At 67.7% G+C, this 19,698-nt stretch carries 21 protein-coding genes; 16 read left to right on the top strand and 5 right to left on the bottom strand.

Annotated elements, in window-relative coordinates; genetic code table 11:
• Nucleotides 1-10 precede the first annotated feature (10 nt).
• Entirely contained in the window at nucleotides 11-958 is a 948-nt protein-coding gene (locus U0177_RS21500; protein WP_409572721.1) for a tyrosine-type recombinase/integrase, read from the bottom strand.
• 241 nt (nucleotides 959-1,199) lie between these two features.
• On the opposite strand from U0177_RS21500, the gene U0177_RS21495 reads away from it, so the two are divergent.
• The 16 genes from U0177_RS21495 to U0177_RS21420 all read left to right on the top strand — a co-directional run bounded on the left by U0177_RS21495 (nucleotide 1,200) and on the right by U0177_RS21420 (nucleotide 11,743).
• Entirely contained in the window at nucleotides 1,200-1,433 is a 234-nt protein-coding gene (locus U0177_RS21495; RefSeq protein ID WP_409572720.1) for a hypothetical protein, read from the top strand.
• Between the two features lie 715 nt (nucleotides 1,434-2,148).
• The gene (locus U0177_RS21490) at nucleotides 2,149-2,325 is read left to right on the top strand and encodes a hypothetical protein (RefSeq protein WP_409572719.1); all 177 of its coding nucleotides are present in this window, start codon (nucleotides 2,149-2,151) and stop codon (nucleotides 2,323-2,325) included.
• A gap of 755 nt (nucleotides 2,326-3,080) precedes the next feature.
• On the top strand, nucleotides 3,081-4,049 hold the full coding sequence (locus U0177_RS21485; protein WP_409572718.1) for a hypothetical protein: 969 nt from the start codon (nucleotides 3,081-3,083) through the stop codon (nucleotides 4,047-4,049).
• Nucleotides 4,046-4,318 (top strand): hypothetical protein, encoded by a 273-nt coding sequence (locus tag U0177_RS21480; protein WP_409572717.1) that lies wholly within the window; start codon nucleotides 4,046-4,048, stop codon nucleotides 4,316-4,318. The genes U0177_RS21485 and U0177_RS21480 overlap by 4 nt, the downstream gene beginning before the upstream one ends.
• Nucleotides 4,315-4,605 (top strand): hypothetical protein, encoded by a 291-nt coding sequence (locus U0177_RS21475; protein ID WP_409572716.1) that lies wholly within the window; start codon nucleotides 4,315-4,317, stop codon nucleotides 4,603-4,605. Before U0177_RS21480 ends, U0177_RS21475 begins: the two co-directional genes overlap by 4 nt.
• Nucleotides 4,602-4,787, top strand: a complete 186-nt coding sequence (locus U0177_RS21470) for a hypothetical protein (protein ID WP_409572715.1) — start codon at nucleotides 4,602-4,604, stop codon at nucleotides 4,785-4,787. The genes U0177_RS21475 and U0177_RS21470 overlap by 4 nt, the downstream gene beginning before the upstream one ends.
• The gene (locus tag U0177_RS21465; RefSeq protein ID WP_409572714.1) at nucleotides 4,780-7,407 is read left to right on the top strand and encodes a hypothetical protein; all 2,628 of its coding nucleotides are present in this window, start codon (nucleotides 4,780-4,782) and stop codon (nucleotides 7,405-7,407) included. Before U0177_RS21470 ends, U0177_RS21465 begins: the two co-directional genes overlap by 8 nt.
• Nucleotides 7,404-7,718: a hypothetical protein gene (locus U0177_RS21460; RefSeq protein ID WP_409572713.1), complete on the top strand. Its 315-nt coding sequence runs from the start codon at nucleotides 7,404-7,406 to the stop codon at nucleotides 7,716-7,718. The genes U0177_RS21465 and U0177_RS21460 overlap by 4 nt, the downstream gene beginning before the upstream one ends.
• Nucleotides 7,715-8,077, top strand: coding sequence for a hypothetical protein (locus U0177_RS21455; RefSeq protein WP_409572712.1), 363 nt, complete (start codon nucleotides 7,715-7,717; stop codon nucleotides 8,075-8,077). The genes U0177_RS21460 and U0177_RS21455 overlap by 4 nt, the downstream gene beginning before the upstream one ends.
• 117 nt (nucleotides 8,078-8,194) lie before the next feature.
• Nucleotides 8,195-9,553, top strand: a complete 1,359-nt coding sequence (locus tag U0177_RS21450; RefSeq protein ID WP_409572711.1) for a hypothetical protein — start codon at nucleotides 8,195-8,197, stop codon at nucleotides 9,551-9,553.
• The gene (locus U0177_RS21445) at nucleotides 9,504-9,797 is read left to right on the top strand and encodes a hypothetical protein (RefSeq protein ID WP_409572710.1); all 294 of its coding nucleotides are present in this window, start codon (nucleotides 9,504-9,506) and stop codon (nucleotides 9,795-9,797) included. Before U0177_RS21450 ends, U0177_RS21445 begins: the two co-directional genes overlap by 50 nt.
• Nucleotides 9,798-9,865: 68 nt before the next feature.
• Nucleotides 9,866-10,402 carry a hypothetical protein gene (locus U0177_RS21440; RefSeq protein WP_409572709.1) on the top strand — a complete coding sequence of 179 codons (537 nt, stop codon included), beginning with the start codon at nucleotides 9,866-9,868 and terminating at the stop codon, nucleotides 10,400-10,402.
• Nucleotides 10,399-10,536 carry a hypothetical protein gene (locus U0177_RS21435; RefSeq protein ID WP_409572708.1) on the top strand — a complete coding sequence of 46 codons (138 nt, stop codon included), beginning with the start codon at nucleotides 10,399-10,401 and terminating at the stop codon, nucleotides 10,534-10,536. Before U0177_RS21440 ends, U0177_RS21435 begins: the two co-directional genes overlap by 4 nt.
• 242 nt (nucleotides 10,537-10,778) lie before the next feature.
• A complete protein-coding gene (locus U0177_RS21430; protein ID WP_409572707.1) occupies nucleotides 10,779-11,318 on the top strand; it encodes a hypothetical protein in 540 nt (179 codons plus the stop codon).
• Nucleotides 11,319-11,477, top strand: coding sequence for a hypothetical protein (locus U0177_RS21425; RefSeq protein ID WP_409572706.1), 159 nt, complete (start codon nucleotides 11,319-11,321; stop codon nucleotides 11,475-11,477).
• Nucleotides 11,478-11,509: 32 nt separating this feature from the next.
• Nucleotides 11,510-11,743 carry a hypothetical protein gene (locus tag U0177_RS21420; protein WP_409572705.1) on the top strand — a complete coding sequence of 78 codons (234 nt, stop codon included), beginning with the start codon at nucleotides 11,510-11,512 and terminating at the stop codon, nucleotides 11,741-11,743.
• 527 nt (nucleotides 11,744-12,270) lie between these two features.
• Here U0177_RS21420 and U0177_RS21415 read toward each other — a convergent pair.
• From U0177_RS21415 to U0177_RS21400, 4 genes are read right to left on the bottom strand one after another with little or no spacing between them, the layout of a single operon-like run.
• Nucleotides 12,271-12,666, bottom strand: coding sequence for a hypothetical protein (locus U0177_RS21415; protein WP_409572704.1), 396 nt, complete (start codon nucleotides 12,664-12,666; stop codon nucleotides 12,271-12,273).
• Between the two features lie 48 nt (nucleotides 12,667-12,714).
• Complete coding sequence (locus U0177_RS21410) at nucleotides 12,715-13,854, bottom strand: Gp37-like protein (protein WP_409572703.1); 1,140 nt, start codon at nucleotides 13,852-13,854, stop codon at nucleotides 12,715-12,717.
• A complete protein-coding gene (locus U0177_RS21405; protein ID WP_409572702.1) occupies nucleotides 13,851-16,376 on the bottom strand; it encodes a hypothetical protein in 2,526 nt (841 codons plus the stop codon). The genes U0177_RS21410 and U0177_RS21405 overlap by 4 nt, the downstream gene beginning before the upstream one ends.
• A complete protein-coding gene (locus tag U0177_RS21400) occupies nucleotides 16,373-19,693 on the bottom strand; it encodes a phage tail tape measure protein (RefSeq protein ID WP_409572701.1) in 3,321 nt (1,106 codons plus the stop codon). The genes U0177_RS21405 and U0177_RS21400 overlap by 4 nt, the downstream gene beginning before the upstream one ends.
• Nucleotides 19,694-19,698 lie beyond the last annotated feature (5 nt).

Here is a 19,698-nt window from a genome sequence, read left to right as displayed (position 1 = left end):
TACGCCCCTTCTACTGCCCAATAAACGAATCCGGCAGCAGTGCAATCGCCTTTTGCTTGTCGCGTAAATCCAGCGCGAGATACATTTGCGTGGTTGCCAATGAGGCATGGCCGAGCAGGAGCTGAATACTGCGCAGATCGGCCCCATTGCGCAGCAGTGTGACCGCAAAGGTGTGGCGCAGCATATGCGCCGAGATCGTCAGTCCACCCTCGCGCACCCATCCGCCAGCCTCAAACATTTTTGCCAGCGTTTTCCCGGCCACGCGCCGCCCCTGGCTGCCGCCGGCCACGCGCCCGACGCGCGCGGCCTCGGGCACCAGCTCCAGCGCCGCGCGGACCCGCGCGTGCAACGGCACCAGGCGCGACTTCCCGCCCTTGCCTTTGTGCACGGCCAGCGTGCCAGCTCCAAAATCCACGTCCCCCCACAGCAGCGCCGCTGCCTCGCTGAGTCGCAGGCCGGCGTAGAGCATCAGCAGCACCGCCCGCCGGTCGCGCTGTAGCATCCAGCGGGCTTTCTTGTCGAGCACAGGCAAGGGCCGCGCGAGCAGCGCCTCCAGCTCGCGCAGCTCCCCGCTGGACAGGTGGCGCGGCAGGGGCTGCTGCCGCTTGGGCCACACCAGATCCAGGCTGGGATCGTCGGCGCGCAGCTTGGCGCGCACGCACCAGCGGCAATACGCGCGGATGGCCGACAACGCCTTGCTAATCGTTGCCGCCTCACAGTGGCGCAGGCCGGCCTGGTACCCCAGGATGCTCAGGTGTGTGATCTGATCGAGCGTTGACTCGCTGCCGAGATGCGCGGCGAACGCCACCATGCAGCGCCGGTAGGTGTCGATGGTGTTCGCGCTGTACTTGCGGCCCGCCAACGCGGCTACGAATGAGTCGAGCGTGCTGGCGATGGTGGGGGCGGTTGCCAACGTCGTGGGGGCCGTTGGGGTGTGGGTTTGCGGTCGGGTCTCCATAATCGCTGTCCTTCTCCAGTGGGTACATCCTTCGTGTGTACCCCGCTGGTGAACGGAGCTGGTACACGAATTCGTACACAACGCGACACGGCGCGCATCTGCGGCGATCTGACAGGGATCGCACTAGATGCGCGGAGTGCCGGTCACACTGCGAGAAAGTGAGGGATACCGGGAGAATGTTCGACATTGACGCCCGGCTCAGTCGTTCGCGCGGCTGAGCCAGTCACCGAGGAGACGCGCCATGTATTGTATCACCGATCCGATTGAAGCGCACCGCGAATTACAGCGCCAGCTGCAATCCGGCGCCATCACGCCGGCGGAATACCGCGCGGCGTTCCGCACCACCGATGCCGCGCACAGCGACCCCTGGTGCTGCGAGTCGCCCAGCTGTCGGCAGCCTGCGACCGCGCGCCAGAACGGCTTGGCCTACTGTGCCACACACTGGATGGAGGCCCGCAATGCCCCCCGACCTTGATGTGCATCAACTGCTCCTCGAGCACGACGCGCTCGGCAGCTTCGACGGCGCCGACTATGTGCGCCTGGATGCCGTGTGGCGCGTACCGCACGACGGCAGCGCGCCGCGCCTGCTCGGCCCGTGGCGGGCGTGGGCCACATCGACCCTGGCCCGCGTGATTGCGGCCGAGCGGCAACTCCTGGAGCAAGCGCAGATGATCAGCGACCGCGATGCGCTGATTGTGCACTTGCAGCAGCAGCTGGCCGACGCAACCCGCGTGCCGCCCGCCGTGGCCGCATCGGCCACGGGGATGGACACAGATCGGGCGGTGGGGCGCATCCCACCGCCCGTACCCGCGCCCGATCTGCTGCCCTGCTCGATATGCGGAGCCAGCTACCCCGGCCGGCGGTCGCTCAGCATGTGTGGCGCCGGCATCACATCACGCTCCGCGACTATGAGACGCAGCCGCCGCCCGTGCTGGCCGCGCGCGTGGCCGAGCCGGTGGCGCCCTTCGACCTCGCTGTCGCCATGCACGCCAGCCCCAACGACAAGCGGCGGCGGGCCCACCAGGGGCCAGCTGCGCCGCCGCTGGAGCTCCCCCCGGGCACTGCGCACGAATACGAGCACGAGCCGGCGCGCTGGCGGTGCCCGAAGTGCGGCCGCGATGCGTTCACCAAACACCCCTCGCGCGACTGGTGTCTCGACTGCGCGGCCAAGCTGCCGCGGGCGGCCTAGCATGCCCCCCGAGCTTGTGGCCCTCTGGCTCGAAACGCTCTACACCCAGCTGCGCCAGGCGGAAGACCGCGCGGCTGATACCGCCCTGCCGCCGCCCGCGCGCCGTGCGGCGATTGCGACGGCGCAGTATATCGCCCGCCAAATTATGACCCAGCAGGCCGCCCTGGCGCGGCCGTAACACCGAACGCACGAAACCCGACCGCGCTCCCTGCCGAGCATATGCGATCGGGTTCCGTGCCCCTGTATCCCTAGAGGTGAGCACAGTGTACACGACATCTCCAAAAACGCAAGCGACGATTCCCGCGCCATTTGCGGTGGATCGGTTGCGTGACACGCTCCGACAGCTCGCGCACGAGCACGCACGCACACGGATCAGCATCGGGCATCGCGCACTGGCACAGCTCGTGGGCGTCGCCGCCAGTCGCATCTGCCAGCTCATGCAGCGCCTGGAGGCGGCTGGCGAGATCACCCGTGTCGCCTACAAAAACCGCTACCAGATTGATGTCTCACCCCTGATCGATCAGCCCTCTTCCTCTGATCGATCAGGGCTGATCGATCAGCCCCCTTCCCCTGATCGATCAGGGCTGATCGATCAGCCCCACGAAACGAGCGCACCGCATTCCACTGCGCTCGAAGCCGCAGCGATTCGAAAGCGTGTAAAAAACGACTGCATGGTAGATCATGATCTAGATCAGGAGTCAGATCAGGAGGAGGAGGCGCGCGGGTCGCAATTGCTTGCACGGCTGCTGGCTGAACCGGGAATGAATGCCGCGCTTGCGCGCCGGATCGTCGCGCAGAATCTTGGCACGTTGGCGGAATTTGAGCAGGATGTACAGCGTGCCACCACACTGCCCAGTGTTCGCCTGCCCTTCTATCTGACTGCGAAGCGCTGGGCGAACGGCCAGCGCGTAACCGTGCCTGAGGAGACGCCCCATGCAGCCCGACAAGTCGCTGTTTCGACGCATCACGCCCGACGATCTGCCGCCCGCCCTCCAGCCCGCCGGCAGCTCCCCGTCTACGACCCCGCTGCCATTGCCGCCCGCATCACCCCCGCGCGGCGCGATTGGTAAACCGCCGATGCCGCGCCCGACCGGTCCGGATGAGCAGACCGAGTGCCCGTGCTGCGGGGAGGTTTTGGATGTGGTGACGATCCCCGACGGACGCAAGGGCGAGCCGTACTACGTGTGGCGCTTGTGCGAGAAGTTGCGCATGGCATGGTTTGCGCGTGATGCGGCAACGGCGCGCCGGGATGCGGAGACGCGCCAGGCCGACGCCGAGCGGGCGCTGGGCGATCCGGGGCTGGCGCGCATCGCACATCTGAAATTGGAGACCTACAACCCCGATTTGTTGCGTGTGCGGTTCGGGCACGAAAACCCGCATGGGCTCGTGTGCGACTGGCTGGAGAAGATTCGCGCCAGTGCCGAGGGCGACTATCACCGCGGGCCGCCCGTCGCGCTGTACCTGTATTTCCCTGGCAAAGGCACCGGCAAAACACACCTCGCAGCCGGCGCGGTGAACCGGGCGCGCGGCTGGGGGCGGCTTTCGGTGTTTGTCGAAGAAGCCAGCTATATCTCGCATGCCTGGTCAGCCCCGCTGAAAGACCGCGAGCAGCTGGCCGCGCTGCCGGGTGATCTGGCCTGGCTGACTGCGTTCGACGATATGGGGCAACTGCCGCCGCGCGCGGGCGACGACACCAACGGCATCGAAAAGCTGTGGTACGACGTGATCAACCGCCGCTGGCTGCGCCGCCGCTGGACGATCCTCACGAGCAATCGCACGCCCGAGGAGCTGTACGAGCAGGCCACGATCAACGATGCCACGCTGTCGCGCCTGCTGCAAATGACGCGCGGCGAGGTGGTACTGGTCGAGGGCGATGATCAGCGCCGACGGAGGCCGCAATGACCTTCAACACGAGCACACCGCGTGTGTATCTCGACGTGGGGCCGGGGCTGACGGGCGGCTACCGCGTCGCGCGGGTGCGCGGCGCGTTGTGTGACGGACAGCTGCTGTTCGACACCGCGCGCGACGTGGCCGCCGCCGCGCGCTTGTGCGGCCTGGCGGTGCTGACGACCGATACTGATGTGCTCGCCGCGTGTGCCGCGCTGGGCGTGGCCTGCCCCCCCCCCCGATGCACCGGCAAGAATATCTACCTCTCTGAGGAGACGCAATGAGCATTGCCGAACCACCCTATGCCGCGCTGCACACCGCCATCGTGGCCGAGCGGCTCGCCACTATTCCGATCGATGATGCTGCGCACGAGGACTATGCGGTCGCACGTACGCTGTACCGCCAGAACGCCAATCACTCCTTGCACCTGGACCAGGTTGTGGCACTTTGCGAGCGCCGCGCCGTGCTGGCCGATCTGCCGCTCGACCTGGTTGCCGCCTATATCACGCTGGCCGCGCTCGCCCGCTGGCGCATCCGGCAATTACAGGCCGGCCCGCTGGTGCAGTCGTGATTGTCACGCTGAGCCCGCCGCTGCGCTGCTCGCAGCGCGTCGCTGCGCTGCGTCGCTGTACGAATGTGGCGACGATCGGGCGCGTGGCCGAGCAGACCGACGGCTGCTACCAGCTCCAAACGTTCTGCCCGGCCTGCGCAGCGGCCCAGGGCATTGTCAAGAAAGAGACCGCCCATGAGTAATCACACCCCGCCGATTGTGCCGCACGTGCTCTACGTGGCCGATCAGAGCCACCCCTGGAAGCTCGCGCCGATCGAGCGGCTCCAAACCAAGTATCACACCCCGACGACGGTGGCACTGGAGTTCGGCACGATCGGCGACGTAAAGCCAATTAAAGGGAAATCCGGCGTCACGAAGCAGCAGTATCACGTCTGGTGTGTGCCGGACGAGGCGGCCTGGCAGCGCATCGAGCGCGCCCGCGCGGATCTCCAGCTGGCGATCGATCGCTTCGCCGGCGAGCTGCGCCGGCTTGGCAGCTACGCCACGCGGCTGGCCGAGGCCGGCGGCGTCAAGACCGCGCCGAACCCACTCAGCCCGACGGTGATCAGCGTCGACGATCCCGACAGCACGGATACGCATTACTTTATCGGCAACCCCGTGCCGCGTATCTCCCGCAGTGAGATCAGTGCGCACACGCCCAAAATGCTCAATACGGTGCGCGACGGTAAGCCCTGGTCGACCACGCACCAGCGCGATCACTTCGTCTGCCCAAGCGATGATCACTGGCGGATGATCGAGACGCGCCAGCAGGACGCACAAACCGCCTACGAAGCCTGGCAGAAGCTACTGCGCGAGCTGGGCACCTACCAGGCCGCGCTTGGCGATGGGCGCTACGCGGCCCTGCAGGCGCCCCAGCCGGCCGCACCGGCGAAGTTCCCCGAGCTGGTTGGCCCCTGGTTTTACGGTTTCCACCGCAACAATACCTCGAAGACGCTGGCCCACACGTGGCGCTCAGATCCCAGCAGAAGCGCCAAGATTCGCTTTGTGAGCGCCTGTGGAATGGCGATGCAGCACGAAGAGCCGCAGCGGATCGAGGATCTCAGCACGCCAGGCCTTGCGTTGTGCGCGCAATGTCATCAATTCCGCACGGTCACACGTGCCAAGCCAGCAGCGCTCTCGCCGGCCGCGATCAAGCGCGGCCTGGTTGTCACGCGCGATCGGCAGGCCACCGACCTCGACGACGCGCTGCACGCGCAGCTCGTCGCGGCGCGCTACACCTGGCAGACGGCCACCTTCACGCCCGACGGCCGCTGGCATCACCTGATCGGCTGGCACGATGCGGCGCTCGCGCGCGTCGAGCAGATCCGGCTACGCCGCGAGCGGATCGTGGCGCTGCTCGCGACAGCCGCGCTCGCGCCGGCCGCGCCGGTGGCGGTTGGCGTGGCGATGATGGATGCGGCCGAGGCGCGCGAGACGCTCGACGCCATGCGCCAGGATCTCGGCCAGGCCGAGATCTCACTCGGCAGCTTTCGCCAGCGCGCGCTCGAATTTGCCGAGCTGGGCGAGCAGTACAGCAAGAGCTATGTCTCGCGCTTGCTCAACGCGGCGAAGATCGAGCGGCTCTTGGAGTTGCCCGTGGGCAACTCGGAGGTGCCCGAGCGCACGCTGCGGCCGCTGGGCCAGCTCGACACCCCCGAGCAGCAGCGGCAGGCCTGGCAGGTCGCAAGCACGGCCGCAGGTGGCGCGACGCCGACCGCTGGCCAGGTGCAGGCCGCCGTCGATGCGCGCAAGGCTGAGCAGCTCGCGCAGGCCGACGCGCAGCATCTGCAGGCGATCGAGAAGATCATCGCCACGCTCGACCAGTGGGCCGACAGCGCACGGCCGGCGCAGATCCAAGAGGCGTACAGCCACGCCCGCGAGATCCGCGATACGGCGCTGCACGCGCGGGCATTTGCCACAATCGATCGGGCGCTCGATAACACGGCCGCCCCCGCGCCTGAGCAGCGTGGCCAGCCGAAGGCGCCAGTGCCTGAGCAGCTGCCCTGGCCACTACCCAAAGAGTTAGCCGATCGCGCGACGCGGACGGGCCTGCTGGTCTACAAGGAGACGAGGAGCTATCGCACGATGAATGCGAAGGGTGCGGCCAACTACGCCTATCACAAGTCGGTCGGCGAACTGGAAGGCTATATTAGATCTCAGGAGATCCGTAGCTATGCAGACCAGCAGGCCAAGCGCGAGCCGCCAGCGGCGGCGCCGGTCGTGTCGCTGCCGGCCGACTTCGCCGACGCGCAGCGCCGCGCGCGGGCGATTGGCCTCAATCTCGCTATGAACATGTATGGCAAGTTTAGCTGCAAGAACGAGCGTGGCAGCGGTGTTGATCAGTACGATTGGCCGGATATGCTGCAACATCTGGTCTATGCGGAGCGGTCGCACGCCGAGCGAGAGGCAGAGCGCGCGCGGCGCCAGCAGCCGGCCGCCGCGCTCACCGCTGTACCAGATATGGTACAGCCCGCGATCGGCGTGCGCCGGCCGCAGCGGCCCGCCTCGGCCGATGTGAGCGCCACGCTGCGCTACCTCGACCAGATCGAGTCGTACGCCGACCAGCAAGAGCAGCGCGTCGCCGAGCTGGAGCGCCGGCTGGCCGCGCCGATCCGGTGGATTCGCGTGCAGCTGGCCACCTGCCGGCTGCGGATCGCCGACGGTACCGCCGACGACATCACGGCAGCCGAGCTGGAAACGCTCGCTGACGAGCTTGAGCAGCTCGTCAGCGACGGCAGCGTGGCGGTGGACATAGCCGAGTCGCTCGCGCGCCAGATCGGCGAGGCCCAGCAGGATCTGCGCGGGAAAGTGAAGTCGGCATGAGCGAAGAAATCGCGCTGGCCATTGCCGATCGGCCGCTGATCGCGCAGCAGGCCGACGAGATCGATCAGCTGCGAGAACGGTTGGCGCAAGCCGAAGCTGACCGCGCATGGCTGGCCAAAGAGCGCGCGACCGCCGAGGCGCTGATGGAGGGCTGGCAGCAGCGCAACCACGAGGCGTGGGTGCTTGTGGGGGAGCTGTCGTATCGCCTCGAGTATCAGATCGGCCAGGCTAAGACGCTACCAGCTGCCAAGAAGTTCGCAACAGCTCTGCGCAAACGGATCGATGCGCGAATCGGCAAGGAGGGCCGATGATCACCGAAACCTACCCGCTGAAATGGCTGCTCGAGCAGCTGCCCGACTATATTCCGCCAGCAGCGCTGGCCGAGCTGCTGACACGTTTCGAGGCGCAAAAGCAGCGCTACAGCCACAATGTGAAGGTCAACGACCTCGAGCGGCGCATCCGCTACGCGAAAGGCCGGCCATGGCCGGCGGATACTGAGCAGCTCGCGCGGCTGGAGGCCAAGCTCGCCAAGCTAAAAGAGAGCGACCAAGTGGCCAACGGCGCGAAGACGCTGCCGCCGCCGCCATTCGACGAGGAGGAGGCCCGGACGCAGGAGCGCGACAGCCCTGAGTATCGGCAGGCAATGGGCATCGAGGACGATCTGCTGTAGACACACGGCGGGGTGCGGACGTGCTGAAACCACGCCGCACCCCAGTGGCCCGCATTGAGGTAGCAACGCGGGCTGTGCGCGAGTATAGCACAGCCTGCCCCATCGAAAGGATGTGCTATGTCCCCCAAACAGATCGGCATCAGCATCGCCGTTGGCGCGGGACTGCTGGTGGTTGGCAGCGTCGCGTGGGCGATCAGCCAGGCCGTGGCCGCGCTGATCGCGGACCACACCACGATCTTTGGCATGCTGGCCCTGAGCACCACTGTGGTGCTACTCATCGGCGGCGCGCGGATCGTCTTCGCCTTCGGCGCGCAGCAGCGCGCACGCGCCTGGCAGGCCGAGCTGACCCACCTGCAAAACGGCATGCCCATCCACGTGCGCGATGTGCCCGAGCTGGCCGAGCAGCTGGCCCATACCACGCTCGATCAGCACTACGCGGTCGAATACATGCGCGCCGGCGTCAGCCCGACCCTCACCCACTACCACAATGAGACGCACCCGATCGCATCGCCCGAGCTGCTGGGCAACCTGCTGAGCATCAGCCCGCCGCCCGCGCCGGCGCTGCCGGCGATCACCAGCGGCAGCGGCCCCCAGCTGGCGCAGCTCCAGCAGATCGGGCACGTCTGCCGATCGGGGAACTCGCTGCTGGTGGGATATGCGGACGGCCAGCCGCAGTACATCGAGCTGGCCGAGTGCGGCTTCATCGGCATCGGCGGCCAGCCGCGCGTCGGCAAGAGCGTGACTGCAAGCCTGCTGATTGATCAGGCCGTGCTGAGCGGCTGGCATGTGCTGATTGGCGATCCGCATATTCAGAAGACGGATGGCCTGCTCAATCGCCTGCGGCCGCTCTCGGGGCGGCTCGCACGGCAGGCCGTGACGCCCGAGGAGATCGCGCAGATGGTGCGCCTGGCCGACAAGATCGGCAAGCGGCGCGTCGCGGGCGACCCCGACCGCACGCCGGTGATTTTGGTGATTGACGAATTTAGTAACCTGGTGTGGCGCGAGCTGCTGCCGGACGATGTGCTGGCGATCCTGCCGAGCATGGCAGCTGAGTACGCCGGCGTCGGCGTACACGGGGTGCTGATCGCGCACGACTGGAGCAAGGCCAGTCTGGGCGGCGATTTGGGGGCAGCGCTGCGCCGCGCGTTCACGCACCGCATTATCCACCGGATGGATCCGGGCAACGTTGAGTTTCTGCTCCCGCGCGGATCGAGCGCACAGGCGCGGGCGGTGCAGGGCCTGGACAAAGGCCGCGCGCTCTACGCCGGCCCCGACGGGACGGTGACAGTGACGGTGCCACTGGTCGGTGACGACGATGCGGCGTACGCGGCGCAGGACGCGCCCCCCGCCCCACATGCCGCGGCGCGCCCAGATTGCCGGCGCGCCAGCCGCGCCGCCCTCCGCGCCGATCGCCCCCACCGAGCGCGTGGCCGCGCCGCCGGCCCGCGTCGTGCCGCCCACCGCGCAGCTGCCTGAGCCGACCGTCAAAGATCAGATCGTGATGCTGCTCGAGGCGCGGGCCGGCCAGTGGCTCACGCATTCCGAGATGGCGGCCGCGCTCGGCATCGATGGGAAGGTGATCGGCACCGAGGCCAAGGATCTCTACGACAACGGCGTGATCACGCGGCGGCCCACGCGCCGCAACAATGAGCGGGTGGAGTATGCAACCAACCCACCAACCAACCCGCTCGGCCCGCCTCGCACGGTGCTAAGCGCCTAGGAATGCCACGCGGCGGGGTTGGTTGGCTGGCTGGCTGGCTTTCACACACAGATAAAGGAGCAGAACGAATGATGATCCATCCCTCGGCGGCGATCGGCAAGACGACCCGCCTGATCATGACCACCCGCCAGCGCGCGGCGCTCTGGCTGCGGCAGTTCGACCCGATGATGGTGCTGGCGGTTGCCCTGCTCATCGGCGGCGCGCTCGGCGGCCTGCTGCTCGAGCGCGCCGGCCGCGCGGTGCACGAGCGCCAGATCCTTATTCTGGTGGCGACGACGACGCCCGCCCCCGCCCCCACCGCCGCGCTGCCCACCGTGCGGCCCACCGCGGCGCCCGTGCCCACGGCCGCGCCAATTGCGGCGCCCGCGGCGCCCACCGCACCGCCCGAGGGCTACACCGCGCACACGACCGAAGGCGATATCGTCATTCCGGCCGACGCCACGCCGGTGCCCGCCGGCGCGACGTACACCGGGCCGTTCCTAGCCCCGGCCGCCACGGAGGCGCCGCCGGCGAACGCGCCGCGCCTGTGCACCGGATTTGGCGACTGGCGCGACTATGATGCGATGTACGCGGCGTCGCCGCAGTGCCATGAGGTGCAACCATGACCCACTGGCGTGGCGTGCTCGCACGCCTCCCGCTGCCGATGCTGGCGCTGGCTGCCAGCTACGGCGTGTACAGCTTCGCGGCGCTGTTTGTGCCAGGCCCGTGGCAATCGCGCAGGCAGCCGCCTTCGAGCTGACCTATATTGGCCTGGCGGTTACGCGCGATCTGGCGGCGCCGCAGCGCCGGCGCGCGACGGCGATCAGTATTGGTGCGGTTATCGCGAGCATTGTCTATAACACGCTGGCGGGCTGGTTCCATCGCCAGCCCGGCCTTTTGATGCCGCGAGCCCGCTGGCGTGGCTGATGTTCGCGATCTTGCACGGCGCGCCACTGGCCTGGGTGGCCTACCTGGTGGCGGATCTGCTGCTCCACAGCGACCATGCCGCGCCGAGCCGCCACCCCGCGCAGCGCCGCGCACTCATCCGCCGGCTCGCGCGCGCGCTGCTGCGCCACCCGCGCGGAACTCGCGCCGCTGGGGGCGATGCTCGCGCAGGCCCGCGCAGAACTCGCGCAGTCTCGCGCGGAGCTGACCGAGGCACTGCGCGACGCGGCGCGGGGTGGCGCGGAACTCGCGCAGGCGCGCGCGGATCTCGCGCAGGCCCGCGCGGATCAGACCGAGGCGCAGCACGCGACCGCGCAGCACCACGCACGCCTCGCGCAGTGCGAGCGCGAGGCCGAGCAGGGGGCGCGCGAACATCGCGCGGCGGTGCGCGAGCTGGAGCAGGTGGTCGCGCAGCTACGCGCGGAGCGGGATGAGGCGCGCGCGAGCGCCACGCTGGATCTGCGCGCGCTCGCGCGGCGCCTCGGGGATGCGGGGGTTAGCTCGCGCGAGATCGCGGCGCTGCTGGTGGTGCCTGAGTCGACGCTGCGCGGCTGGCGCAAGGCGGCGACTAACGGCCACGCGCTCGAGGGGGCCTAGATGCTCCCCCTGATCGTCGCCGGCCTGCTGCTCGCCACGCTCGCGGGCCTGGCCGCGCTGGCCTGGCGCGATCTGCGGCGGCCGGCGTGCCACTGGTGCGGCTATCCGTGCGCGCCCCAGGCGCGGCAGTGCCCGAGCTGCGGCGCGCGGTTCGGGTGAGCGTTCAAGAAAGGACATGATAATTGTCACGTATGAACCTGGACGACGCGCGCGAGTTGATTGAGCGTCACGAGGTGTACGGGTGGATCGCCGTTGGCATCGTGGATGACTACTGCAACGGCGCGCCGCTTGATGTGGCGCGTGTTGAGGACTATGAAGCCGAGGTAAATGCGCGTATTGTCGTTGATGGGCAAAACGCCGTCGAGGGGTTGCCGGGTGACGACGGCATGCTATTTATACTACTGCACAGCAGCGCGAGGCCGTGATGTTTTCGCCCCAGGCGCCGCGCACCACGCCCCGCGCTGCGCCGGCCTCCCCCTGGCTGCCCCACGAGCACACAAACGCCCCGATCTGTGAAGATCGGGGCGTTCGTGCGTTTTCGCCTTTGAGGAAGCTTCACTCTAATAAACGCAGCTCGATGCGTTTTTCGTGCATGCTGCCCTACGAGCCCCGCGACACCCACCCCTGGCACCGTCCGCGCCAGGATCGGCGCACTCTCACCTGGCGCACGGAACACCACCGCCACCAGGCGGCCGTCGGGCTGGGGGCAAAGATTGCCCTGCCCGCCGACGTGCTGCCAGGCGATCGTCGGGATCGTCGCACCGGGCGCCTGGCGGTAGACGACGTACTGGTACACGGTGCCATTGTTTATTTTGGTTTGCACGCCCCAGAATTGTGCGCCAGTCGCATCCACGTAATAGCTCGGTTGGATGCCGCCCTGGTTCACCCCGCCGATTGATTGCCCAGGAAACTCGGCCATTGTATCCTCCAAACCGGGCGTTGCCGCCCGCTCTCATAAAACGTACAGCGCAGGCGCCAGCCCGAGCGCGCCCGGCGCGCCCGTTTTCGCGATGGTGAGGTATGCGAGCGAGATCGCGCTCGCGAGCCAGCGCGCAGTCGCAAACGTCGTCAGGCCGAGCGGGAGCCACAGGTTCGGCCCCAGCGCGGCTGTTGTCACACTCCCCTGCGCGACGATCGCCCCGGCCGGGCTGATCGTCGAGAGCGTGATCGTCCAGTAGTTACTGCCGTTGTTGGTTGTGAGCACCGACACCCCGAGCGCGAGGCGCGCAGGCGTGCAGTCGCGCCAGATGGGCGTGATGTACGGGTTCGCGTTCGTGGTGTAGGGCGAGATCACGCCCTCGTGCGGCACGAGCGCAGCAGGTGTCAGCGGCCGCTCGCGCGTCGCCAACCGCCCGACTGCTCTTGACGCGCGCCAGTTCGCGCAGCATATCCCCGCTCATAGGCTCCTCAGCGCGGCCTGCGAGCGCCGCTGCCCGCCGCCGACCGACACGCGCACGACATCCAGTCGCGCGTCGAACTGTTGCTGCGTGCGCGCGTGCTCGACCGTGAGCACGTCCCCCAGATCGTAGTGCAGCCCACGCGTTGCGCCGTCGGTCTCGCGCAGATCGGCGGTCAGCACGCGCGTCTCGCGCGCCTGCCGCAGCGCCGCATCGGCGACACCTTGCAGCACCGCTGGGGTATCGGTGTCGCTGCTCTCGACAAAGCGCTCGACGCGCCCGAACGGGCTGGCAGCCGCACGCACCGCATCAAAGGCAGTCGCTATCAGGCGGTCACTGCTTTCGCCGGCGCCGCCGGCAATCACGAACGTGGCCGCCTGGCGCCACGCGCGGATGACCTTCACGTTTTCGACTGTGCCGGTGGCCTCAGACAGCACGATCGGCCGCACCGCCACGCCCGCGCGCCGATCGAGACCGCGCTGCCCGGCGTAGGTGCGCAGCTCGAGCAGCGCCGGCGTGATCGCCTCCACCATCGCCGTCAGGTAGGTGCCGGCCGTGGCCGACTGCGCGCACAGATCGCGGATGACCTCGCCGAGCGTGCGCTGCGCGATGTCCGCGACGGGCACACTGGCGCCCTGCGCGAGATCTGGCGCAATCTGGAGATAGGCCGACAGGTCGGCCTGGGTTTCGACGCCGTAGCGCAGGCCAGTATTGATCAGGCTGCCGAGATTTTCACGCGCAAGCGCCTTGATCTGGTCATCGGCCGGCGCGGCCGCGCGCTGCACATACGCGCTATCGGCGGGGTAGTTGATAGTCCGCGTGTGCAGCAGGCAGTTGGTGTGCGCGGCGCGGACAATCGTACTCGTCGCCGAGTCCTCGATCTCCTTGATCAAGAAAATCGCCTGCATATCGATCACCGGCGCGCGGCCGTTGATGCTGCGGCCGATCGCAATCCGGCCATCCTGAACAAACAGCGACGGGTCGGTGCCGAGCGGCGGGGTCAGCACACACTCGCCGACCGCGCCCGGCACGCACGACACCGTATAGTCTAGCGCGGCGCCATCGGCATCGATAAACTGGCTGATGGTGGTGCGATAGCGGCCGAAGGGATCGAATAGGTAGGCAACATAGTCGATCATCGGAAGCTCAGCTGATTCAGGCTCTGAAAGGTCGGTCGCCAACGGATGGTCGCCGACGCCGAGGGGTCGAAGGTCATCAGGCTGAAGACATTCGGCCCTGGTTGCACAAAGAAGTCGCCCTCCTGGCTGCCCGCCACCAGGTAGCTCAGCACATCCCCACGAAAATCACTCACCGCCGAGAGATGCAGCGGGTCGAAATTGATCGTGACGGTCTCGCGCGCGTTCAGGTTCAGGTTGAAGTACACGGTACGCCCGGTGGTGAGGTTGGCGAGCGCATAGACCGGATACGCTCCACTCGGCCCGCCGAACAGCGTGACGATGGGATAGGCCCGGCCCGCTCCCGTGTTCGTGAGGGTCGTGATCTGCCCCGCCAGCGCCGTGCCGCCGGCGTCGTAGCCGAGGTAGATCGCCCCCGACGGCGCGACGGTGATCGCGTTCACCGCATTGGTGCCGGCCGTGCCGGGAATGTCGACCTCCAGCGCCACAAACGTGCTGCCATTCCACAGCGCCAGCTCGGGCAGGATCGGCGGCGGGTTCGTGCCGGCCAGCGCGCCAAAGGTGCCGCCGACGAGGATGGCCCCATCCGCACGCTGCGCCAGCGCGGTCACCGCCGTGCTCGGCCCGGCCACGCCATTGCCCAGCCCGGCCCACGCCACGCCATTCCAGACCGCGATCCGGCTGATGCCCGTGCCCGTAAAATCCCCGCCCGCCAGCAGCCGACCGTCGCGCATCACCAGCAGTGCGTACACCGCCTTGCCCGCCGCGTACGGGTCGCTGCTCGCGCTCGTGCCTACGGTCGTCCAGGCGGCGCCCGTCCAGGCCGCAATCGCGTTCGTGGCCGTGCCGCCGATCGTGGTGAACACCCCACCGGCATACACCCGCCCGTCGCTGCCGGTCACGATCGCGTAGACCGTGTTGTTTGCGCCGGTGCCGAGCGCGCTCCAGGCGCTGCCATTCCATTTGGCCACGCGCGTGGTGTTCGCCACGCCGCCTGCCAGGGTGAACGCGCCGCCGGCATAGACGGTGCCGTCGGGCGCGACATGCAGCGCGTAGACGGAGCCATTCATGCCGGTGCCAAGCGCGCCCCAGCTGCTGCCATCCCAGGTGGCAAGCGCGTCCGCATTCGCGTTCCCGCCGGCGTTGGTGAAATCGCCGCCGACGTACAGCTTCCCCGTGCTATCAAACGCCAGCGTTCGCACCGGGGCGTTGAGCGCCGTGGCGCTGCCCACCACCGACCAGGTGCTGCCGTCCCAGCGCGCCAGGTAGTCGGCGCCACTCGTGCCGGCGTTGGTGAAATCACCGCCGACGTACACCGATCCATCTGGCCCGATCGCAATCGCATTGACGTTGTTGCCCGTGATACCGACGCCGAGCGCCTGCCACTGCCCGCCCGCCGTGCGCATGAGGATGCGGTTGGCATTCGCGATCGACTGCTGCACCGCCAGCGGCCCGCCCTCCTCGCGCACGGCGGTCACATACGGCGCGAACAGTGTAAACTGGAGCGGCACGGCGGCGCCGCTGCGGCTGTCGATCGCGCCCTCGAGGCCTGCGGTGTACAGCGCATCGATTTGCGCGATCTCGCTCGTCGGCGTCAGGCCGTCGTACCGCTCATAGCGCAGGCGCAGCGGCTGCTGGGTGGCGACGCGGTCGCGCGACAGCCAGTCCTCGAGCATGGCCAGCGCGCGGCTCCGCGCGCCGTCGGTGGCCGCGTCGATCCGGCCGACGAGCGAAAACGTGCGCTCGGTCAGCCGCGTGCGCTCATAGTGCGCGCCGTCCAGCTGGGCGTAGGGGCTGGCCACGTGCGCGACGGGGGCGAGCCCCAGGCCGATCACGGCGGTCAGCACGAGCTGGGCAAGGTCAAAGTTCATCAGCATGCCTCCGGCGCGAGTCTGCGCGCTGCGATAGCTGGTGCTGGCGTGCGGCGCGCCATTCCAGCCGTAGGCCGGCGTGGCCGGCTGCGCAATCAGGCCCAGCTGGTCACCGTCGATGTAGGTGGAGCCGGTCTCGCCCGGCTGTATGATCTCGGATTGCACCGCGTCCAGATAGAGCACATCGGCGCCGGCGGCCAGGGCGCCGACAAACAGATAGTAGGTCGCGGTCGCCTGACACGACGCATACCACCGCACCTCCTGCCAGCGCCCGGTTGCGGTGATCGTCGCGCGCGCGAGCGTGCCGCCGCCGCCGTCCTCGAGCTGGCAGCGATAGCGCCGCCCGGCCGTCCCGCGCACGAAGCAGGAAAAGGCGCGCAGCTCGCCCACCACCATGGGGAGGCCCACGTGGCGCACGCCGTCGTTTGCGCCACTCATCGTGATCTGCAGGCTCGCAATGCCCACGGCCTGCTGCGTGGTGACCCGCGCGATGCTCCCGCCCACCGCCGTCCAGCTGGTGGTGCCGGTCTCGAAGCTCGGGTTCGTGATCTCATTGGTGCGCGCGATCGGGATAAGCACACTCACCCAGCCACGCGCGGCGTTGAGCGCCAGGCCGCTCGTGGGGGTGGGTGGGGTGGCGTAGGTCGGCATCATAGGATCTGCGCTCGCATCGTGTAGTAGCCCTGCTGGAGCACGCCGGGGCTGTTATTCGTGTACACCGGCATGGTGTACTGCCGGTTATCCTGGTAGGTCGTCGTGACCGGCCCACCCATCGCCGGCGTTGTCCAGGGCATCGCGTAGCCTGGCCCGCCACCAAACCGCGCGGGCATCCCCAGCATCGTGGCAGCGCTCATGGCGTGGCCCTGGACGGCGCCGCCGTCGGCGCGCACGCCCCGCAGCTGGTGGTTGGGGATGATGTAGCCATTGGAGTTGGGAACAAAGACCTCGGGGCCTTTTTCGCCAACCAGGTACGCTTTGGCGAGTGCGACCGGCCCGCCCGAGGCGCGCGTACCGGAGATGCCGCCGCCCTCGACATGGTCGCCCGCGCCGCTGGTGTAGCGCTTCTCGGTGATGATCACCTCCGAGTACACACGGGCGGGAATATCGGCCAGCTTTTTGCGGATGGCGTCGATGTTCGCGCCGGGCTTGTCCATATCCGCGACAAGCTCCATCGTGTACTTTGCGATCAACGCATCGGCTTTTTGCTTGAGCGAGACGGCCTTATCTTCAGCGTTGCCCCACGCATTCGCCACTTCGCCAACAGAACCAATTGCTCCACTGCCGAAATCCCGTACTGACCGTGCCATATCGCTGAACAGCACCGCCGTGCTATCGCGCGCAACGCCAAAGTGCTGAATGGTCGTTTCTGTGAGTGCCGACGCCTGCTCGTCCGTAATGGCGTGCATCTGGCGCTGGTTTTCGATATAGGCAATGAGTTGCTCCCCGAGCGCCTGGCGTTGTGCAGCAGCTTGCATGGCGTAGGCTTGTGCGGCGGCCTGTTGTTGTTGGTTATAGCCTTCCTGCTCAGCCGTGATGCGCTCTTGGATACCTTGTCGCTGCGCTTCGGTACGCGCCCCTTCTAGCTCCTGCTGCAATGCCTGCATGCGTTGGTTGTGTGTTTGCTGGTTCGCTTCGGTAGTGGCCATGAAGGTCGTTGCGCTGGCAACGAACGCGCTCAGTGCTTCGACGCCTTTTTGGAATACCTTGCCAGCCTCATCCGCCAGGCGGATTTGATCTTCCGTAGAGACGGCTGCTGCTTGGCCAAGTTGGCTGACCCCATCGCGCAGCAGACGCGCATCCTCGATCGCATCCGTCGAACGGAGATGCACCTCATCGTAGCTGGTAATCGCCGCGTCCAGCTTGTTGGCCTGGTCGGTAATCGCGCCGCCCAGCCGGGCAATCTCGGCCTGCTCCACGCGCACCGCTTCCGCGTGCTGCTGGCGGAGTGCCAGTGTGTTCCGGCTGGAGCCCTGGTAATTGATTTCCTTGGCCTGCAACTCCGCCAGCTTCTGGATATGCCCCTGCTGTTCATCGCGCAGCTTCTGGAGCGCATCGACCTGCCCCTGTGTGGCCTGTTTTGCGTAGCCTTGCGCCTGGTTGTACCGCTCCAGCACGGTCTGGGTATTTTGGTACTCCTGCCGCTGCACCGTGATTTGCTCGGCAATTTGGCTGATCTGCTGCTGGAGTGCACGGTAGTTGGCCACCATCGCGCCGACGGCGATCCCAAGCAGGGCAAACGGTCCGAGTGCGGCGGCGACGGCGGCGGCTTGCGCGAGAAAGGCCGTGGTAGCAGCAACGACTTGGGCAATCAGGCCGGGAATGGCGGCAATCGCGGCGGGGATCGAGGTGGCTGCATAGGCGAGCAGGGCCGTCGACAGTCCACTGACCGCCGGAACGCCGACATCGACAAAGATGCGCGCCATGGCCGTCGCGCCCGAAATAACCCCGCGCATCGCCGGCCCGGCCAAATCCGACAGTTGCCCGGCCAGATCGGCGGCGCTCTGCACTACGCCCGTCATCAGGGGGGAGAGTGGCTCCAGCGCGTTCAAGCCCAGCGTTTCGAGCTGGGAGCCTAAGCCCTTGACTGCCCCGCCCAGCCCGGCCATTTGTGCCGATGCCTGGTTGGCGGCCGCGCCCTGCTTCGTGACGGCGGCCAGCATCTTGTCGTAGGCGTCCACGCCGCCGGCCAGCACGATATTGGCGGCGCGTTGCGCATCGCTACCGAAAATCGTATTAATGGCGTTGGCGCGATTAAGCTGGCTCAGACCCGAAAGTGCCTGCGAGAATTGGCCGATAATATCCCGCATCGGCCGCATCGCGCCCTGGCTGTCGTAGATTTCAATGCCCAGCTGCTGCATGGTTGCGGCCGCGTCACTGGTCGGCGACTGGAGCCGCGTGAGCATCGTTTTGAGCGACGTGCCGGCATCGCTGCCTTTGATGCCCGCCTTGGCCATGAGGTCGATCGAGGTGATCAGGACTTCAATCGGGATGTGCGCCGCCGCAAACGACGCACCCGCCTGCTGCACGGCCTGGCCAGTCTGCTGCACTTTGGAGCCGGCCGCGCCGACGCTGGCCGCCATGAGGTCGGCCACGCGCACGGCCTGATCGCCCGAGAGCTTGAACTGATTGAGCGCAGCGGCGGTGTACTCGGCCGCCTCTGCGTCCGCAATCTGGCCAGCGGCGGCAAGCTGAAGCGCGCCCTTGGCCCCGGCCATGGCATCTTCGACGTTGAGGCCCGCTTGCACCAGCGTGTTCATGGCCGCGGCGGCTGAGCCGGCGCTGGTGCTCGGGAGGGTCAGATCGCGGCCCAAGTCTTTCGCGGTCGACGCCACGCGCGCCATTTGGTCAGCCGACGCGCCGCTGTTGGCTTGCAGCACCGCCATGGCCGTCTCATAATCGGCCAGGCCATGCAGGCTTTCACTCACGAACTGCTTGGCCGCGTTCAGTAGCTTGCCGAAGGCCTCCACGCCCAGCGCCCCGATCTTATGCAGCGCGCCGGTGGCGATGCGCTGCAAGGCACTCTCCGCCTGGCCGGCGCCTGCCTCGACATCACCCAGGCTCTGCCCAAGCTGGTGATTGGTGCGCGTGCCCTCGCCGGCGGCGTCCGCCTCGGCGGCCATCTGCTGGGCCAGCAGCGCGATCTTCTGCTCGGTGATGCTGACTTGCCCGCCGAGCCGAGCGACGGCCGCGGCTTTGGCCTGGGCCTGGGTGGAGGCCTCGCCATACTTGGCGGCCGTCTCGGCCAGCTGCTGCTTGAGGATGCCCAGCCGGGTCTGCTGGTCGCGCAGCTGGTTGTTCAGGGTGTCGAGCTTGATCTGCTGGGTGGCACGCGCAAAGGCCGCAGCATCGGCGGATGCCCGGCCCGTGGCCTGCGCAAACGACGCCATCGCGGCATCGCCCCGGCGCATCGTGGCGAAAAATTCTGCGGCGTTTTCGGCGACGAGCCGGACGCCAGAAAGCTCGAGCGTCATACGTC

Origin of the sequence: Kouleothrix sp., from assembly GCF_046328425.1 — a bacterium.
In the GTDB taxonomy this organism is placed as follows: domain Bacteria; phylum Chloroflexota; class Chloroflexia; order Chloroflexales; family Roseiflexaceae; genus Kouleothrix.
Note: the sequence above shows the minus strand (reverse complement) of the source record. Positions and strands in the feature narration are given on the sequence as shown.

Bases quoted from the DNA above. Each gene is read 5' to 3' on its own strand.
- U0177_RS21405 (WP_409572702.1), bottom strand. From the start codon at position 16,376: ATGATGCCGACCTACGCCACCCCACCCACCCCCACGAGCGGCCTGGCG.
- U0177_RS21430 (WP_409572707.1), top strand. From the start codon at position 10,779: ATGCCGCGCCGAGCCGCCACCCCGCGCAGCGCCGCGCACTCATCCGCC.
- U0177_RS21410 (WP_409572703.1), bottom strand. From the start codon at position 13,854: ATGATCGACTATGTTGCCTACCTATTCGATCCCTTCGGCCGCTATCGC.
- U0177_RS21435 (WP_409572708.1), top strand. From the start codon at position 10,399: ATGACCCACTGGCGTGGCGTGCTCGCACGCCTCCCGCTGCCGATGCTG.
- U0177_RS21460 (WP_409572713.1), top strand. From the start codon at position 7,404: ATGAGCGAAGAAATCGCGCTGGCCATTGCCGATCGGCCGCTGATCGCG.
- U0177_RS21500 (WP_409572721.1), bottom strand. From the start codon at position 958: ATGGAGACCCGACCGCAAACCCACACCCCAACGGCCCCCACGACGTTG.
- U0177_RS21475 (WP_409572716.1), top strand. From the start codon at position 4,315: ATGAGCATTGCCGAACCACCCTATGCCGCGCTGCACACCGCCATCGTG.
- U0177_RS21480 (WP_409572717.1), top strand. From the start codon at position 4,046: ATGACCTTCAACACGAGCACACCGCGTGTGTATCTCGACGTGGGGCCG.
- U0177_RS21485 (WP_409572718.1), top strand. From the start codon at position 3,081: ATGCAGCCCGACAAGTCGCTGTTTCGACGCATCACGCCCGACGATCTG.
- U0177_RS21450 (WP_409572711.1), top strand. From the start codon at position 8,195: ATGTCCCCCAAACAGATCGGCATCAGCATCGCCGTTGGCGCGGGACTG.
- U0177_RS21400 (WP_409572701.1), bottom strand. From the start codon at position 19,693: ATGACGCTCGAGCTTTCTGGCGTCCGGCTCGTCGCCGAAAACGCCGCA.
- U0177_RS21495 (WP_409572720.1), top strand. From the start codon at position 1,200: ATGTATTGTATCACCGATCCGATTGAAGCGCACCGCGAATTACAGCGC.
- U0177_RS21420 (WP_409572705.1), top strand. From the start codon at position 11,510: ATGAACCTGGACGACGCGCGCGAGTTGATTGAGCGTCACGAGGTGTAC.
- U0177_RS21490 (WP_409572719.1), top strand. From the start codon at position 2,149: ATGCCCCCCGAGCTTGTGGCCCTCTGGCTCGAAACGCTCTACACCCAG.
- U0177_RS21455 (WP_409572712.1), top strand. From the start codon at position 7,715: ATGATCACCGAAACCTACCCGCTGAAATGGCTGCTCGAGCAGCTGCCC.
- U0177_RS21425 (WP_409572706.1), top strand. From the start codon at position 11,319: ATGCTCCCCCTGATCGTCGCCGGCCTGCTGCTCGCCACGCTCGCGGGC.
- U0177_RS21465 (WP_409572714.1), top strand. From the start codon at position 4,780: ATGAGTAATCACACCCCGCCGATTGTGCCGCACGTGCTCTACGTGGCC.
- U0177_RS21440 (WP_409572709.1), top strand. From the start codon at position 9,866: ATGATGATCCATCCCTCGGCGGCGATCGGCAAGACGACCCGCCTGATC.